The sequence below is a fragment of the Bacillus sp. B15-48 genome (assembly GCF_016879755.1).
In the GTDB taxonomy this organism is placed as follows: domain Bacteria; phylum Bacillota; class Bacilli; order Bacillales; family Cytobacillaceae; genus Mesobacillus_B.
In genome coordinates this window covers 868,084-884,690 of record NZ_WOFU01000001.1, presented here as the reverse complement: position 1 = coordinate 884,690, position 16,607 = coordinate 868,084, and the positions used below count along the sequence as shown (strand labels likewise).

The 16,607-nt window shown below is 38.5% G+C and carries 15 protein-coding genes and 1 pseudogene; 13 read left to right on the top strand and 3 right to left on the bottom strand.

Features of this window, described 5'->3' with window-relative positions:
- Window positions 1–24 precede the first annotated feature (24 nt).
- Both GNT69_RS03985 and GNT69_RS03980 read left to right on the top strand, forming a co-directional pair.
- The gene (locus tag GNT69_RS03985; RefSeq protein ID WP_203553641.1) at window positions 25–195 is read left to right on the top strand and encodes a hypothetical protein; all 171 of its coding nucleotides are present in this window, start codon (window positions 25–27) and stop codon (window positions 193–195) included.
- Window positions 164–343: a hypothetical protein gene (locus GNT69_RS03980; RefSeq protein WP_203553640.1), complete on the top strand. Its 180-nt coding sequence runs from the start codon at window positions 164–166 to the stop codon at window positions 341–343. The genes GNT69_RS03985 and GNT69_RS03980 overlap by 32 nt, the downstream gene beginning before the upstream one ends.
- Window positions 344–431: 88 nt before the next feature.
- On the opposite strand, the gene GNT69_RS03975 is transcribed toward GNT69_RS03980, so the two are convergent.
- The 3 genes from GNT69_RS03975 to GNT69_RS03965 form a co-directional block, all read right to left on the bottom strand.
- Window positions 432–878: a hypothetical protein gene (locus tag GNT69_RS03975; RefSeq protein WP_203553639.1), complete on the bottom strand. Its 447-nt coding sequence runs from the start codon at window positions 876–878 to the stop codon at window positions 432–434.
- Between the two features lie 8 nt (window positions 879–886).
- A complete protein-coding gene (locus GNT69_RS03970) occupies window positions 887–1,810 on the bottom strand; it encodes a hypothetical protein (protein ID WP_203553638.1) in 924 nt (307 codons plus the stop codon).
- Between the two features lie 108 nt (window positions 1,811–1,918).
- Entirely contained in the window at window positions 1,919–2,443 is a 525-nt protein-coding gene (locus GNT69_RS03965) for a competence protein ComK (RefSeq protein ID WP_203553637.1), read from the bottom strand.
- Window positions 2,444–3,121: 678 nt separating this feature from the next.
- Here GNT69_RS03965 and GNT69_RS03960 point away from each other — a divergent pair.
- From GNT69_RS03960 to GNT69_RS03915, 11 genes and pseudogenes are all read left to right on the top strand, one after another.
- The gene (locus tag GNT69_RS03960; protein WP_203553636.1) at window positions 3,122–4,468 is read left to right on the top strand and encodes a competence protein CoiA family protein; all 1,347 of its coding nucleotides are present in this window, start codon (window positions 3,122–3,124) and stop codon (window positions 4,466–4,468) included.
- A gap of 1,289 nt (window positions 4,469–5,757) precedes the next feature.
- Entirely contained in the window at window positions 5,758–6,717 is a 960-nt protein-coding gene (locus tag GNT69_RS03955; protein ID WP_203553635.1) for a patatin-like phospholipase family protein, read from the top strand.
- Between the two features lie 13 nt (window positions 6,718–6,730).
- Window positions 6,731–8,341, top strand: coding sequence for a hypothetical protein (locus tag GNT69_RS03950; protein ID WP_203553634.1), 1,611 nt, complete (start codon window positions 6,731–6,733; stop codon window positions 8,339–8,341).
- A gap of 321 nt (window positions 8,342–8,662) precedes the next feature.
- Entirely contained in the window at window positions 8,663–9,124 is a 462-nt protein-coding gene (locus tag GNT69_RS03945) for a hypothetical protein (protein WP_203553633.1), read from the top strand.
- Window positions 9,125–9,162: 38 nt separating this feature from the next.
- Window positions 9,163–9,342 (top strand): annotated as a pseudogene (locus GNT69_RS25380) (ribonuclease H family protein); the annotation flags it as partial.
- Between the two features lie 105 nt (window positions 9,343–9,447).
- A complete protein-coding gene (locus GNT69_RS03940; protein ID WP_203553632.1) occupies window positions 9,448–9,708 on the top strand; it encodes a hypothetical protein in 261 nt (86 codons plus the stop codon).
- Window positions 9,709–9,751: 43 nt separating this feature from the next.
- Window positions 9,752–10,567: a hypothetical protein gene (locus tag GNT69_RS03935; RefSeq protein ID WP_203553631.1), complete on the top strand. Its 816-nt coding sequence runs from the start codon at window positions 9,752–9,754 to the stop codon at window positions 10,565–10,567.
- 704 nt (window positions 10,568–11,271) lie between these two features.
- On the top strand, window positions 11,272–12,057 hold the full coding sequence (locus GNT69_RS03930) for an enoyl-CoA hydratase/isomerase family protein (protein ID WP_203553630.1): 786 nt from the start codon (window positions 11,272–11,274) through the stop codon (window positions 12,055–12,057).
- An 87-nt stretch (window positions 12,058–12,144) separates the two neighbouring features.
- Window positions 12,145–13,269, top strand: coding sequence for a TRAP transporter substrate-binding protein DctP (gene dctP / locus GNT69_RS03925; protein ID WP_203553629.1), 1,125 nt, complete (start codon window positions 12,145–12,147; stop codon window positions 13,267–13,269).
- 97 nt (window positions 13,270–13,366) lie between these two features.
- Window positions 13,367–14,728, top strand: coding sequence for a phenylacetate--CoA ligase family protein (locus GNT69_RS03920; protein ID WP_203553628.1), 1,362 nt, complete (start codon window positions 13,367–13,369; stop codon window positions 14,726–14,728).
- Window positions 14,729–14,842: 114 nt separating this feature from the next.
- On the top strand, window positions 14,843–16,501 hold the full coding sequence (locus tag GNT69_RS03915; protein ID WP_203553627.1) for a class I adenylate-forming enzyme family protein: 1,659 nt from the start codon (window positions 14,843–14,845) through the stop codon (window positions 16,499–16,501).
- The last annotated feature ends 106 nt before the right edge of the window (window positions 16,502–16,607 follow it).

Here is a 16,607-nt window from a genome sequence, read left to right as displayed (position 1 = left end):
TATAGATTAACGGAGGTGCGTGAGATGTCTATTCCAGATAAAATTATCAAGGAAATTGACATGTTGAGTGAGGAAGAAAGACAAAAGGTACTCGATAAAATCAAAGAAAAATATATGTCCAAGGATGTTATTTTACTAAGTAAAAATTATGCCTGGTGGGATAATGAAGAAGATGACATCTACAATGAGCAGTAAGATGAAACAGGGTGATGTTTGTTTGGCAGATGTCCTTTTTAAGGGATCTTATCAAACGAAGCAGCGCCCTGTTATTATTGTCGGAAATGAATTGGCATTGGATGTAGGTGTCGATGTTAACGCAGGATTAAAAACAATGAAGCCATAAGACTTCTAACCGCAGGAACTGTGGGGTTCGTCTAATCAATTAGAAGCCGATGGGTTTCTGTACTTAGTAATCTCGGAATCTCGTGACTTTAATCATGGGAGTGTTCAATTCTAGTAGCTAGTAAATGTTGAAAGGATGGACTGACATTTTTGACTTGGAAGCCAGCTTCTCTTAGTTCATTGAGCAACTCGGTTACTTGGTCATCGGTAAAGGCGATGTCGGATAGGCGGTAGGCGTGAAGGTTTTTGCTGCCGTCGCGGAAATCAATATGGACCCAATGACGATTCTCCTCAAGAACGGCAATGGCGTTTGTCACCATCGCGCGGCCGAATTTTTTATATAGCTGGGTTTTGCAAATAACCCAATCAGGGGGCATTGACATTAAGTGTGCAAGCAAGCCGATGGCGCGGATGTCGGATAACTCTTGCAATGGGTGATTTTCGATTTGCACGAACTTTGTGGAAATAATTCCTGACATGATTGTAAACTCCTTTGATAGGCCATGAATTCTGCCTGCTATTTTTTTTGACCGCAAGTACCTATTTATCTAGTAGAATATCCTATGTTGAAACGGACTCTTCCGCAATTAGATGGTTCCAACCTCTTCGTCTTCGTCTGCTTCTCACTTACCCAATCATAAAATGGCACCGGTCGTTTTGGAATCATCATGTGGATCGTTTTCTTGCCGTTTTTACAATCGCATGCATGAACCATGTTGAGAATGGCTGCTCTGGCATAAGATGAGAGGTGATCGCTTGGGATGTTCCTCCATCTTTTTGTACTCACCGTTTCCTCAACAAAGGCAGCAATCATTGTGTTCCATGCTTGTTTACTCCATCTCCCTGGTGCGAATAGCGGATAAAATTCGTGACAGGCAGAGGTTAATGCTTGTGTAAAAACATCCGCTTCAAGAAGATGGTTGACCGGGTCTTGTAAATTAACAATGTTTGTTTTCCTTTTATGTATTTGTTCTTTCTTTATTTCTCTTTGTTTATTTAATAGTTGTTCGTTTTCGGCAGTCGGCTTTCGACTGTCCATATTGGACTGTACGAAATCAACATTCGAAACAGGCACAATAATTTCCGCTTCCGTCAATAAATGTTGGAAAGGGGAGCTGATCTTTCGAATGGGAAAACCGGCATCTGTGATTTCGGTGATTCTTGTGCGAACCTCTTCATCGGTGAAGGCCACATCTGAGACATGATACGCGTGAACGGTCTTGCTTTTGTCACGATAGATAAGGTGGACCCAGTATTTCTTCTCCTCTAATTCGGCAATTGCGTTCGTGATCGGCCCGCGCCCGAAATTGCGATAAAGATGAGTTTTCTGTATCTTCCAATTAGGGGGCAGGGACATTAAGTGGGCAAGTAAGCCGATTGAGCGGATATCCGCTAATTGACTTTGTAACACTTGATTTTCAATTTGTGCGAAATGTGATGTTTTTCTGCTTTTGATAATTCCGTTCATTTTCGGTCTCCTTTTAGATGAATCTCATCTCGGTTATTTTTTAGTAGGGGGTAGTGAATTTGGGGAGAGGGAAGTCATATATAAGAGAAGCTCCCCTATGTTTAGCGATTAATGCTTATCTTTTGTCCGTCTTTTCCTCGGGTCAAACACAAACGTAAACGTTTTTGTGCTCAAGGACATCGTGATTTTTTCGAGTTGTTCTGCCGTTTGGAGCTTAGTGTTGAAGGATGCTAATCGAGTTGGAATGACAAGGGTGGTGCCGTTGCTGAAGAGAATCATCGTTTTGCGGTTGTAGCTGATCGTTCTTTTGATGTGTTGGGGGTTTAACCAGATGGTTTCTTCGTGTTTATGTGAACGTGTCGGAAACACGATAATTCGGTGGATGGGATTGACCATAATCGGACACATGTGGATATCGCCCAGCAGCCATTTAGAGGTCTCGAGGGCTCCACGGTAATTGAAGCCGATTGATTGGATGCTTGTATTAAGAATTTCAACTGGGGATTGGTCAACAATGAATGTTCCATTTACATCAGTGACCTTAGCGCAAAACTTTCCGCAGCGGTCGTAATGGCCCATCATGTACATAAAATGCACAGTGACGCCACGAATAATCTTATGAAAAAATAACATATCGGAAAAATCAAAGTGGAACGCATATGCGTATCAAATTTCCTCACAGCAACGCCATGCATAAGAACTTCTAAACGCATTCTCCTTGTTAAGACTATTAGAATATGAAAACCCATTTTGCACCACGTAGTATAGTGCTCAAAAGTTGGCTGAGGGCAAAAAAAGAGCGTCACAGTGACGCGCCGAATGATGTCCTCCAATTAGTTTCGGTGATAAAGGTGTCGATTAGTGTATGGTAGGCCTTTTGCTCCATCTGCCAGGTCCGTACTTAGCGTATAGTTCATGGCAGGATGCTTTTAATGCTATAGATTTATATATAAATTCTAGGTCTTTGGAGGTGTTTTATTTTGCTTCATTCACTCGAATGGTAGACTTTATTACTAACACACTATAAAATGGAAATTAGGAAAAATATACTAATTCGGGTGATGATAAAATGAGTTTAAATTCGGCTTTTGTTAGTCTCGAAGTGCTTAAAATGGAGTTGGAGATAGAATAGATTTAGTGTCACTCCCCGAATGTGTTGAAGCGATGCTTTTAAAATGATTACGTCCATATGCTTTTTTTGTGATGTTTTCCACTAGTGTTATCCAAAAAATGACAATACAATACGAGCTAGTTTACTAATAGACTGCTTTTTAACTGAATCAAATAATTATGTAAAAGGGAGTGATTTAGTTGCAAGAAGCTTTATATGAAGGCAAGTATTTCGATTTAAAGATTCATATGGAGTCTATAGCAGATGTGAAGGGCGAAATAAATAAACTCAAAAAACGAGCCGATAAAGGAGCCTTTCAATGTCCATACTGCCTTGAAAGTTTAATTCTAAAGTCAGGCGAAATAAGAGAGGAACACTTTGCTCATCGCCACTCCAAATCATGCGAAGTGTCAGTTGCTAGTGAAGTTTATCAGAAACAGGTAAAAAGAGAATCTAAGAAACATTCAGTTATGAAAGAGATTATATATGATGAGTTGAAAACACAAGAAAAAATAAATGATCGCTTAAAAGTAGATTACGGATATATTAAAAAAGCATCAGAAAAATGGAGTTATTACCCTGATATTGTAATTGATAGCGAGGGAAGAGAACTTGCAATAATAATTTTAACTGATGTCACTTCAAATAAAGATGAAAGCCTTGTCAAACAAATAAAAAAACGAAATAGTTATTTTAAGAAGAAAAGTTTAGAACCAATATGGTTTATAGAAGATGTTGAGCAATCAGTAGATATGGATCATCGTGTCATTCACTTGTGGGAAGCTGAGTACGATATTGCTATAAAGACAACTGAAGATGTTGTATGGGAGAAAATGATAAATTCGATGCCACTCAGTGATTCAATATTTGATCTGTTTACCTATTATCACACAAAATCACCATCTTTTTATGATGTTCAAAGTGTCTATTATGTTCACTCAACTGAGACAAGTATAGAATTTACTGTCCAACGGTTTATCAAAGACCGCGACAAACATCCGTATCGTGCATTTGCTTTAAACGATGCTTACCGAATAAGCTTATCGACTGCTCTATGGACTAATCAAGAACTACAATTATGCGACCCCAATATTGAAAAAAATCAAAGGGAACGATTCGTTCTGGAGGCAAAAAAGAGAGAAGTCGAGTATAGGGTAAATGAGCAAGAGAAACAACAAAGAATAGAATTAGCCACAAAGTCTGATAATGAAAAAGCACTTATACAAAAGCATATTCTCATACCAAAGTGGCGGGAAAATCAGTCTATCCTAAATCAAAAAGAGAGGCCGACTCTACAAAAAAGCGAATTTGCACAAAAGATAAAAGCTTATATACGAGATACCCATGAGTTTTCGGCAACCGAAGTCAGTAATTATTTAGTATTACAATGCGGGGCATCGCCAGAAACCTACAGGACAGGCCGGTATAAAATTTATCCAGATGTTTGCCAATGTCTAGAGGAATTAGTTGATAATGGAGTTCTTGAATTAGTATATAAGGAGTTTGTCAATGATAGGGTTTATAAAGTATTAAATATCAGTTATTGACAAGGTGGCTGTTGAGAGAGAAAAGACTAAGTTCAGTTCTAGGGCCCCCGCTCATAAAATAGCGTAAAATAGCGTCACAGTGACGCCCCGAATAATCTTGTTTCACGAAAATGTTCCACGGGAGGGTGAGCCTTTGATAAGGGCTCATCTACTTTTTTGGTGTCAGTCCCCCGCACTAGTGAAACACCGGGACGGTTCTGCCGTTTCACTCCATTGGGGTCTGCCCACTGGCCTTGCTCTCAATTCATTGTCGATAACTGCTCATAATTTGTAGATATTTCCCGGGAATTTTTGTTGGGATTTGAAAATATTTAGTGTTAATAATCGAAAAAAGGAATGTAAGTATAAATAGCATTTGACTCTAATTTACCTTTAGATGCGATAAAAAATAGGGAATAAGGTCTCGAGGGGTAATTTTCTATATTTGGTCAGTTTCTGCGGACTCTTCTAATCTTACTATTGCCTTACAAAAAGTTTTCAACTGTATCGCCTAATGACTTGTCCGTATCGCGTAACGCTATAAGTGTTCCGATGTTTGAGCAAACAGTGATAGGTCATTTTAAGGTTATATCGCTTAGCGATACGAATCAAAAGGGGAAGCATGAGACGTATCCTATGCTTCCATCAGAGTCCATAATTCAAAGAGCACAGGGTACGTCCCCACGCCTCTGAACGAAGTTTGGAGAGATGAACCTCCAACGGAACCAAAGAAATAAATCGATGGGTGTGTAGGCTGGCGGAGAAATATTACGCTATAAACGGATGTTCATCCCAACATTTTCATCGAGATTACCTTGAAAAGCACTTTATTAATCTATTAAAAGGGCTTGAAAAAGACGAGACATTTTGGCAAAAAAAGCGTCACAGTGACGCCCCGAATTTTGTCGAAAGTTGATAGGGAGATAGCTGATTTTTTAATTACAGTAGTATTTATGATCGTTACAAATAGAAAAAAGTAACCGTCTAGCCCCGACCAAAGGATAGGATAGTTACTTTTTTTCGTTAGTACTTAATTCTGTTTTGGTCAGCCGCTCTTCATACGGCATACATTACGGCATGTAGTTGCATAATCGAGTGGGACAGCACTCGGTCAATTTTATGTTCTTTCTAACTATGAGTAAATAAGGAGACATGGGGGAAGTTCTTTCTGGTGTCTATCCCCCCGCTCAGCAAAGAGAAACGGCAGAACCGTCCCCGTGTTTCCCCTTTTTAACTATTTAATTTCTAGGACTATAGCATTAGAATGAAATAGATAAGAATTATTTTTAAATAACAGAATGGTGGGCTTTATGAAAAAAATTGGGTTGGTGCTTGCTGGTGGTGGCGGAAAGGGAGCGTATCATGTTGGTGTTTGGAAGGCATTAAAAGAATTTGGAGTCGATCAAAACATTAAGGCAATAGCGGGAACTTCTGTTGGGGCGTTGAATACGGCTTTATTTTTACAAGGGGATTTGAAAGTAGCTGAGAAAGTCTGGCTGGAGATTCGTCCTGAGAAAATCCTAACTCCAAATACACAAGAACTCTTAACCAAAGCGATGAAATACGTTCCAGCCCCAGTATTCGATTTATTTAATCGTTTAAGTGAGAAAATTATTGGCCACGGTTGGTTTTCGAGAGCGGGATTATTAGAGATTATTAGAAACTATGTCGATTTATCCTCCATATCGACTAGCCAGATTCCTTGTTTTGCCACTTGCATGAACGCGAGGTCGATGAAGCCTGAGTATATGAAATTGAACCTTCTTGATGAGGATAAAATCGAATCGGTTTTACTGGCTTCCTCAGCGATTCCATTTATCTTTGATCCGGTAAAAATAGATGGTCAGACCTATTGGGATGGCGGTCTTCCAGTGATTGGAGACAATCTCCCGATTCGGCCGCTTTATGAGATTGGCTGTGATGTGATTTTATTGGTTCATCTAGGAAGAACAGCTGTTGTTGAAAGGGAGCAGTTTCCAAACGCTCACATTGTTGAAATTGTTCCGAAAGAAACACAAGGTGGTTTTTTTACTGGGACATTGGACTTTACTCCTTCCGGGTCAAGGAGAAGAATCGAGCAAGGCTATAGGGATACAATCAACATCCTTCAACCGATTTTTCAGATGGCGGTCGTTCAACAAAAGATGAGCATTGGTTGGAATGAGTTGAAAAACAGTGAACATGAATTTAACGGGAAGCATAAAGATCGATTAGCTGAAAGAGAAAATCTGAAAAAGGAACTTTATCACTTGCTCGATGATACAAACTGAAGGGGAGATACATATGGGAGAATTACTCGTTTTACCTAAAAGAATGGAAGTTTCAGAGCCAGAAAAGGCGGAGATTAATAAACTAATTGAGCATGCGATTGCTGCCCATAAAGGGAATGCAGCTATGATTAACAAACTGACCTTTGACTCTGTGACTGCCTTGGCCGCTAGCGAAGGCAGGGCCAATGAACTAGCGGAACAAGGCTTTTTCAAACGACATTGGAATAACCTCACAGGAAAGAATCAAAAGATAAGAGCACAAATCGATGAAGGCATTGCCCGCTCCCAATACGCATCCCAGCAAATGATTCAAAAACTTGCAGAGCAAAATTTATTAACCTTTGATTTAGTTACAGCAGTGAATAATAAGTTAAATACACTTGTTTTAGAAAGTGATGAGGAATTTAATCAAATCTATAAAATGCTGGGAGCTTTCTTCAAACAAACACGTGCTGACATCGTCAAGCATGAATCGCGCCTAGATAAGTTGGAGCGCAATGTTGAATTATTGCATTGGAATACAACGATTGAGTACCAGATGTATAACGGTACGGAGTATTCCTTGTTGTCGGATGAAGAAAAGATGGTATGTATTACGAATGATTTTTTACATAGAACAAAAGGAAGTTGGTCAACAGCCGACTTGATGGTATTAAAATCCACCCTTGATGGGATCGGGCTGCCGATTAAGCAAGAGATTTCCTCTCAGTCCTTCTATGCTTGTTTAGTTGAAAGCCCGGACTTAATGGAAAGGCTTTTTGAGGGAATGAATGTTGACGGCTTCGAAACAATCGAACCGTATGAAGCGCCTTTGATAAAGGGAATTGAGAAAATACAGAAAATAAATGGGGAAGAAAAGTACCTTGTAGAAACAGTAAAGGAACAATTAACTTTCGCTGGTGTTGCTTTTGACGAAAGAGACCTAAAGCTTTCCATGGTCCAGCAATATTTAAAAAACAGGGCATATATGAGCCCCGATTGCAAAGTCAATCTGTTTGACTTTGTCTTGGAATTGTTGTGGAACTTAAAAATTGTCAATGAATCTCAAAAGGTCGAAACAGCTGACATTATCGAATTTGGTCAGTTTGAAAATGAAATTTTGGAAAATAAGCAGGAAGAAAAGGATAGAATCTATGAAGTCTTGCTGTATACCTATAGCCATGACAAGTCTTTGTTGATTAAAAGACTAGGTGATCTACTCGATATGAAGACGGAAGAGGTTAAAAAACTGATAGCCAAACTGCCGGCAACGATTGTTACCCATTGTAAGAAGGAAGAAGCGGAACAAATGCTAAACGAGATTCTATCACTAGGTGCTTATGCCGGCATGAAAACGATGATGGAAACCTACCATTCTGTCGTGGCGCCAAAGGATGGCCATCTCTCTTTAACGAATGGGAACCCACATCAACTGATTTTTACCTTAAGTAATAAAAGGTTCGTTTATGTAGGGGACACCGTTAAACCTAAATCAGTAGTAAGTACCATCTATACCATGAGACCAGGCTTACTTTTTGAAGGAACAGATGTAGTAGCAGGAGTGAATGGGGAAGTGGTTGAAATGATCGGAGAACATCAACAAGACGTTAAAAAAGGTGATCTCATCATGGTTGTTAAGATGTAATTTCTAAGTTCTGGGGTCCCCTGCACTGATAAAAGTGTACGTTACAGTTACACCTCGAAAGTTTCTTGTTTCACCAATGATTCCATTAAAGTGGATGGGTCTTTTAATCGACTCATCCACTGCTCTGTTTTACAACAATCCTTTTTATGTAAATAAATTATTCATTAAGCCAATCAAAAAATGGGACGGGTCAGGTAGGCAAATCCAGGTCGCTTGGTGGGCATTTTTTTTGTTGTGAAATGATTACTTTTGAGACATGCCCTTCTATTTGTTTGTTTGGCAAAATTAACAAAAAGTTTAGTTTTGTGAAGGGGATATAAAATGAGTGAAACTATAAAGCTTACACCAGAGGATATACAAAATATTAAAGCTAAGGTAGATGAAGCAACCCAATTAATTAAACATTATTCTATCAAATATGAAGGGCAAGAGCACTATGACCGTCTAGGTGCAAGTTGTGTTATGTCAGCAACCAATACTGTTGATACAATTATTGGGTCAGCTCAATACCTCGATGGAGCATTTCTAATGCCGGATGAAATTCATGTTGAACGCCTAGTTGACTGGTTTATAAAGAATAGAGACTTTGAGTGTGATAGAGCCATTCTTACCTTTTACTTTGCAAACTATATTAAGCGAAAGATTAATGCCTTATACCGTTCTATCAATAAGGATGAGTTTGCTACAACCCTCACTATTATGGGGAATAAAGAAGCGAGCAAAGCATTTAAAAGGCAATGTCGTGAGCGTCAAAAGCTAGGTGTAAAAATCATCCGGAAGTAGGATTCGTCACCGTGTACCGAGATTTATTTGAAAATGATTCCTTTATAGAAGAAAGTATTTGCGTTGATGCAGCCTGTTCTGGAAACCCGGGAGCAACGGAATACAAAGGAGTTTATACGAAAAATGGAAATGTTCTTTTTCACTATGGCCCTATCTTAGGCACCAATAATATTGGGGGATTTTTAGCTATTGTTCATGGTCTTAGTTTTCTAAAACAATATAATAAAAATAGATTTTTCAATCAGTCCCCCGCCGTAGTAAAGCGTTACATTACCGGGGGACTGATTCCAATTCACCTTGGATGTGAAAGGGAGATGAGCTAAATGTTAGAAAGGGTTTGGGAAAGAATTAAGGAGCATGAAGGACAAGTATTTAAACAAATAAGAGGCGGAGAATTTACCTATGTGATAAAAGGAAATACCTTGAAACTAAGTAGGACCAATCGTTCTGTCTCAAAAAGTATATTTAATGAAGCGTTAAAATATGTACCACTTGAAAACACCGTACCGCTACAAAATCTGCAAGCACCTTCCTATTTGTTTGCAATTTTAATGGATAACCGAATAAGGAAGAGCGATTGGTAGGAACTGATTTGAGGATCGAAAGCTAACAAGGAGGAGATGAAAATTGACCAACGAACGAAAAAACAATGAAGTCATAAAAGAATCAATTATTCAAGGGCTAACTAGTGGTACAGCTGCCAATGCCCTGGTCTTATCAGCTAATATTCCTGCGGATTTACAAATTTATTATAATTTAGGGATTGGAGCGATTGGGGCAACAGCTGCTGTGTTAAACACAGTTAATATGAACGGGAAAGAAGTAATATTCGAGCATGAAGTCGATAAAATTCAAAAAGCAATCGATAGCATTACACAAGTAATGGATAAAAACGAAATAAAATCTTTAAAAAACTATCTTCTGGTTCATACCAATCCTAATTTTTATCAGTTTATCAAGAACATTTTTCATGAGGCAGTGGAAGCAAAGTCTGAAAAAATGAGAAGCTATTGTGCTTCCTGTATTGTATGGGCTGGGGAAGTTGATTTCAGTGAAGACATTGACTTCAGGAAGCTATATAAGACACTTGAAATATTAAAACAACTCGATGATTTAGATTTCGAAATATTAGAGTGTTACGATACATACCTTCAAACCCTTCAAGCAGGCGAACAAATACTTCACGAGGAATTTAAAGAGAAAAAAGCGAAGCTACTCTATAACGATTCATATAGTTCTAGGGAGATTAGCACCTCGTATAAAAAACTAGAATTTTTGGGCCTATTGCCCAATCACTCCAATCTAGCGATATATGAAAATTTAAAAACAAAAGAAATGCTCATCGATTCCATCAGTCGATTAACCATACTAGGAGAAGAATCGCCTTACAATATCACTAGTATCTATACAGATTTTAACCGGCATATACATACTTATCTTTAGGGGTGGTAAAAAGCGTGGTAAAAAGCGTCACAGTGACGCCCCGAATAATCTTGTTTCACAGGATGTTCCACGGAAGTGGATGGGCTTTTTTGTGAATCTGGTCAGATCCCCCAGGACTGTGAATTGCTAAAGGGAGAGAGTTATCGCATATAGTTGCGGTAGCTTTTTTTAATTTTCTCTTTACTATCCCGAGTAACACCGGGAATGGATCTCGCGTTTCACTTTTTTCAATAATAAATTAGGCCAGTAGATTCGACCCCCGCTCTGATATAATTGTAAAGTTTAAATAAGTTAAATTGTTAATTCTAAAAGTAAAAAACTGCGTAATCACAGATGTTTACTGGGTTTTATTAATGAAAACATCCTTTTATGGGTGTTTTTTTGGAGGTAGGGCAGTATTTCAGCCAAAAAAAACACTTGAAACATTCATATAAGTTAGTTAATATTAACTAACAAATGAGTTCACGGTCCATTAGACAAACCATGTTTCTCTCCAAACTTCTTCGTTGTTTACCATAAAAACGATTAGCAACGGTTAGATGATTTTTTTCTGTTGGGAAGACAAATAAGCGTATAATTGCAAAAAATAGATTGAAAATTTATTTAAGTTAATAAATATTAACTAATCAAAAAATTAAAAACAACATGAATCATGATCTTCCAATCTAATATCTGAAAAAATTTAAGCAAAAGGGGATGTAAAATTGAAACAATTTGAAACTTTACTTATCGAAAAAAACAATAACACGTTAACGATCACGCTAAATCGCCCGGAAAAAGCGAATGCAATTAGTCCAGAAATGATGGATGAACTGTTAGAAATTATCTCTGACCTTCGTTATAACAGCGAGATCAAGTTTGTAGTATTTAAAGGGGCTGGAAAGCATTTTTCTGGTGGAGCAGACCTTTCCAAATTAATGGAGCAATTCGAAGCCGGCAGTTATACAACTGCAGCTGCTAGACTGATTCAATCTAAAGGTCTCGAAATTACGAACAAATTAGAGGAACTCGAGCAAGTAACGATCGTAGCAATCGATGGATCCTGTATTGGGGGCGGATTAGCACTCGCTCTTGCTTGTGATTTCCGTATTATGACGGAACAAGCAACGATTTCGATACCGGAAGTAGAAAGAGGGATGTTTTTCACATGGGGGAGTACTCCTAGATTGATTAATATTGTTGGCGTCGCAAAGGCGAAAGAATTGATTATGTTATGCGATACGATCAATTCTGAAGAAGCTGTAAGAATGAATTTGGTCACAAAAGTAACTCCAAAAAATCAATTAATGGATGAAGTGGACAAGATCATTAATAAACTTGATTCTAGCCCATTTATGCCCATTCGGTTGACGAAAAAGATTGCTAACGCAGCTAGTATAGGTCTGATGAAAAATGTCATGATTTATGATACAGAGCTTTTTGAACAATCGATCTTATCAGGGGAACCTATTGATGAAATGAAGAAGTTTGTGAACCGAAAACGGAGTTAATTTCACAATAGACGAATAGGCAAGTCCGCTATTTCCAAGACAATAGTTTTTTTCATTAAATAAAAAGGATTACGAGGGGGAAGATATATGAACCGTAAAAAGTTTGGTTTTATTCATTTTATTTCAGCAGTTCTTTTTGCTTTACTTTTAACAGGATGTGGAAGTGAAAGTACAGGAAGTTCAGAAGAACAACAGTTTAAATTTAGAATTACTTCTGGAATACCTAGTTTACATCCTTGGCATATTGGAATGTTTGAACCTTGGGTCGAACAAATTGAGGCAGAATCAGAAGGTGCGATTAGCTTTGATGTGTTTGTTGGCGGAGAATTAGTCCCATTTGGAAATGAGTATGATGCTCTTCGCGGTGGAACAGTCGATATGGCCTTTACAATTGCGGGATTATATGATCCCCAGCGTTTTCCTTATACTGAAGTTGTCCAATTACCATTATTAGAATCAAATTCAACCATTGCCTCAACCGCTATGTACAATTTGATGAATAGTGATGAAGTTCTTAAAGATGGCAAAACATACTACGAAATCGAGTTTGCCGATAAAGGGATTGTCGCTTTTCCCAATCCGCTAACAGATCCATATGTATTTGGAACAAAAGATGTCGAATTTAACCGCGTCGAAGACTTTACTAGAGACATAAGGCTGCGAAGCTCTTCTAGAATCACAGAAATTCTAATTGATAATTTAAATGCAACGGCGATTACGATGCCAGCAACTGATGCGTACGACTCTCTAAGTCGTAATGCCTTAGATGGTCTGTTTTATGAAATTCCTGGCTGGAATGTCTTTGGGTATGACGAGTTATTAACTTATGCCATTGACGGAATCTATTTTGGACACGGGACGACTCATACGGGGATGACCGAAGAAACGTGGAATCGAATCCCTGAGGAGTATCAAGAAATGATTAAAAAAGCAACCGATGAAAACATCTTTGCTGCCGCTGAATACCAGCAGTCACTAGAAGAAGAGGCAAGGGAGATTTTCATAGGAAATGGTGGGCGATTTGTCCATTTCAATGACTTAGATCCTGGCGTACAAGAACACTTTAATCATGCATTCGTGCAAACATGGTTTGATTGGATAGAAAATTTAGAAAACGAAGGTCATGCAGGCAAAAAAATGGCGATTCTCTGGAGAGATGCGATTTTGGATGCTGGAGGAAAAGTGCCTCAAGAAATTATCGATATTGAATAATTGATTCTTTTACTATAATAAAATCGATTTCTGTACAACCATAATCTAGTTATAGAATTGTTGTTACCTAGGATTTTAGTTTAGGAGGAATAGTGTGATGTCACGAATGACCTATACTACGACAATGTTAAATTTTATGAATGCCGAACAACTTAAGCATTATCGAGAAGAGAAGTTACGTAATCAAATGATGTATTGTTATCGAAGTTCAGAACTATATCGTCGAAAGTTTGATGAATTAGGTGTAAACCCTAATGATATAAAAACGCTAGAAGATTTTCAAAAACTCCCAATCTTAATGACTAAAGACGAAGAACGAGCGAGCCAGCAGGAATCGCTTGAGCGATTTGGTCATCCATTCGGAATGCATCTTTGTGCTCCAGTGGAAAAAATTAAATTGACCGCGACAACGAGTGGTACGACGGGAACACCGACATTTACGTATACATTATCCGATAAAGACCTTGATTCTTTGGCTTTACAAATCGAATCGATGCTAAAATACGCGGGGATTTTTCCTGGGGATCGGATATTATTTGCGCATGCACTTGGTATTTATGCCACTACTGGTGTGTTGTGGGGAATTCGAAAAGCAGGCGCGCTACCAATCGACGTAGATGTAAGAGCAGGGACAGAAATGATTTTAAACTATGTGAATTTAACAAAACCACATGCTGGGTTTATGACGCCGTCTTTAGCTGAATATTTAATCGACAATTCAGAGAAAGTCTGTGGAAAACATGTGAGAGAGTTTAATTTTAAAGCACTCTTTCTCGTAGGGGAGATTGGCGTCGGGATTCCAGAAGTGAAAGAGAAACTTGAATCAGCTTTTGGATGTCGAGTCTATGATTGGATTGGTCCATTGGCTGGTACAATCGCGCATTCATGCGACTCAGATGAATATTACGGAATGCACGTTATTTCTCCAGATTATGACTTATATCCAGATGATTTAGTCGACCCTGAAACAAAAGAGCCGCTAGAAATTTACGATGGGGTCATTGGTGAAGCGATTTATACTTCACTGCAACGGGAAGTGAACCCGATGTTACGATTCGCTTCAGGTGATATTATTCAGGTGTTTACGGATGAATGTCCAGGCTGTGGTTTTAAAGGCAGAAGAATTAAAGTCGTTGGCCGTTCAGATGATATGTTAATTGTTAAGGGCGCAAATATTTATCCAGCTGCCATTAAAAATAGCATTGCAAAATTTATCCCGGAAATTACAGGGGAAATGAGAATTGTGTTGGAAGAAAAACCACCTAGAGTGACTCCACCTTTGAAATTGAAAATCGAATATGGAGAAAATACAGATCAATCTAACTTACATCAATTAGAAGAGCGGATAAAAAACTCCCTGAGTGGGGAAGTTCGAGTAAAGCCTGACATCATTTGGGTACCAGCTCATAGTTTAGGAAAGGCGCTAACAAAGACGCCATTATTTGAAAAAAACTACTAAAAATGGCTAAAGTCATTTAATCGACGTTATATAGCTTCAAATTTATCGGGAAGTTTCTTTTAACTCTTATTTCGATATCAATTATTTTTATTAGCATGAGGGGCGGTGAGTTAAATGGAAATGGATGTAACTTCTCTTTATAATCGAAGAAATGTGAATAGATGGGAAAGAGTGAGTGTTGGCGATACGCTAGAAAGAGTAACTTATAGTTTTCCAAATAAAGAAGCAATCGTTGCAAGAGAGGGAGCATACGCACATAAAAGCAATGCCAGGTTGACGTATAAACAGGCGAATGATAAGGCCAATCAATTTGCGAATGCTCTTATGAACAAAGGATTAAACCGTGGAGATCGTGTCTTTTTCTTCTGTGATAACTCAGCAGAGGCATTAATAGCAAAAATTGGTGTCGCAAAGGCAGGGATGGTTGCTGTGCCAGTAAATACGATGCTGGCACCTGATGTCATTTCCTATATCATTAATCTAGTAGAACCTAAGGTTTTTATAGCAGATTCCGAACATTGGCCGAAAATTGAGTCTGTATTTAATGAACATCATCTTGATTTAGATATTACGATTCCAATTAACGGCAAGGTGATAGTAGGGAGTCAGTCGTTTGAATCGTTTGTATCCGATCAAGAGACAGTTGAACCCGATGTTGAAATCCATGGGGATGATATTTGGGAAATTCTTTTCACTTCAGGAACAACAAGTATGCCAAAAGGTGTGATGATTTCCCACACATATACGTATTTCGCATCTTTTAATTCCGCTTTATCGCTGTCAAGAGGGTTGCATTTAGAAGGTGATTTGAAAATATGTAGCTTTTTGCCGATTATCTTTCACGTCGGAGATCAAGTGCTCCCTTTTGCTTCCTTCCTCTCAGGTGGCACGTTTGTGATCGGACGTACCTTTGATGTACCTTCTGTGGCGCAAGCAATTACCGATGAAAAAGTGACTGCATTTTGGGCGGGTTCACCAGCCTTTTTAGCAAAGTTAACGGATACCTTTATCAATAATAAAGGAAAATATGATGCTACTAGTTTATCTGTCATTTTTTATGGCTGGGCTGCATTAAGTCCAGAATATCATGATAAACTCAAAGAATTATGTGGAAAAGATTTAGTCTTGTACGAGTTGTTAGCACAGACAGAATCGATTTCAGGATATCGTTTTTGGCATGATAAATGGCCAGAAACGTACAAAAAGAATGCTCCAGTTGTCAATTATGTTGGTGTGCCTAATCCTCTATTAGCATCCGTTCTTAAGGACGAGCAAGGAGAGGTGATAACAAAGCCTGGAGTATCTGGTGAAGTTGTTTATCGTTCCCCTGCGATTATGTCAGGATATTATAAAAATGAACAAGCTACACGGGAAGCATTTGAAGGTGGCTGGTTTCACTCTGGCGATAGTTGTATGTATGATGAGGAAGGTTTAGCCATCATGATTGATCGTTATAAAGATGTGATCAAATCTGGGGGAGAGAATGTCTCCAGTATAAGAGTTGAAACTGTCCTTCGAATGCACCCAAGTGTTGGAAATGCTGCAGTGGTTGGCTTGCCTCATGAAAAATGGGGTGAAATGGTAACAGGGATCGTCGTCCTTAAGGGTGGGCAACAGGTTGAAGAGGAAGAGTTGATCCGTTTTTGCCGGGAAAAGCTCGCTAGTTTTGAAACGCCAAAACAAATCATCTATACTGATCGATTGCCTGAAACGGTAGGAGGAAAAATTTTGAAATATAAATTGAGACAGCAATTCAGGCCAATTAATAACTAAATTTGCTGTTCAATCTCCCTTAAAAGCAAATGATTACACTATACGTAAACAAGAGTAAAAATGGGGGATGATTTCCCCCATCAAGATGACAAATTATTTTTAACAA

Excerpts from the sequence above, each read along its gene's own strand:
- GNT69_RS03985 (WP_203553641.1), top strand. The coding sequence starts at position 25 with ATGTCTATTCCAGATAAAATTATCAAGGAAATTGACATGTTGAGTGAG.
- GNT69_RS03980 (WP_203553640.1), top strand. The coding sequence starts at position 164 with ATGAAGAAGATGACATCTACAATGAGCAGTAAGATGAAACAGGGTGAT.
- GNT69_RS03970 (WP_203553638.1), bottom strand. The coding sequence starts at position 1,810 with ATGAACGGAATTATCAAAAGCAGAAAAACATCACATTTCGCACAAATT.
- GNT69_RS03965 (WP_203553637.1), bottom strand. The coding sequence starts at position 2,443 with ATGTTATTTTTTCATAAGATTATTCGTGGCGTCACTGTGCATTTTATG.
- GNT69_RS03955 (WP_203553635.1), top strand. The coding sequence starts at position 5,758 with ATGAAAAAAATTGGGTTGGTGCTTGCTGGTGGTGGCGGAAAGGGAGCG.
- GNT69_RS03950 (WP_203553634.1), top strand. The coding sequence starts at position 6,731 with ATGGGAGAATTACTCGTTTTACCTAAAAGAATGGAAGTTTCAGAGCCA.
- GNT69_RS03945 (WP_203553633.1), top strand. The coding sequence starts at position 8,663 with ATGAGTGAAACTATAAAGCTTACACCAGAGGATATACAAAATATTAAA.
- GNT69_RS03940 (WP_203553632.1), top strand. The coding sequence starts at position 9,448 with ATGTTAGAAAGGGTTTGGGAAAGAATTAAGGAGCATGAAGGACAAGTA.
- dctP (WP_203553629.1), top strand. The coding sequence starts at position 12,145 with ATGAACCGTAAAAAGTTTGGTTTTATTCATTTTATTTCAGCAGTTCTT.
- GNT69_RS03920 (WP_203553628.1), top strand. The coding sequence starts at position 13,367 with ATGTCACGAATGACCTATACTACGACAATGTTAAATTTTATGAATGCC.
- GNT69_RS03915 (WP_203553627.1), top strand. The coding sequence starts at position 14,843 with ATGGAAATGGATGTAACTTCTCTTTATAATCGAAGAAATGTGAATAGA.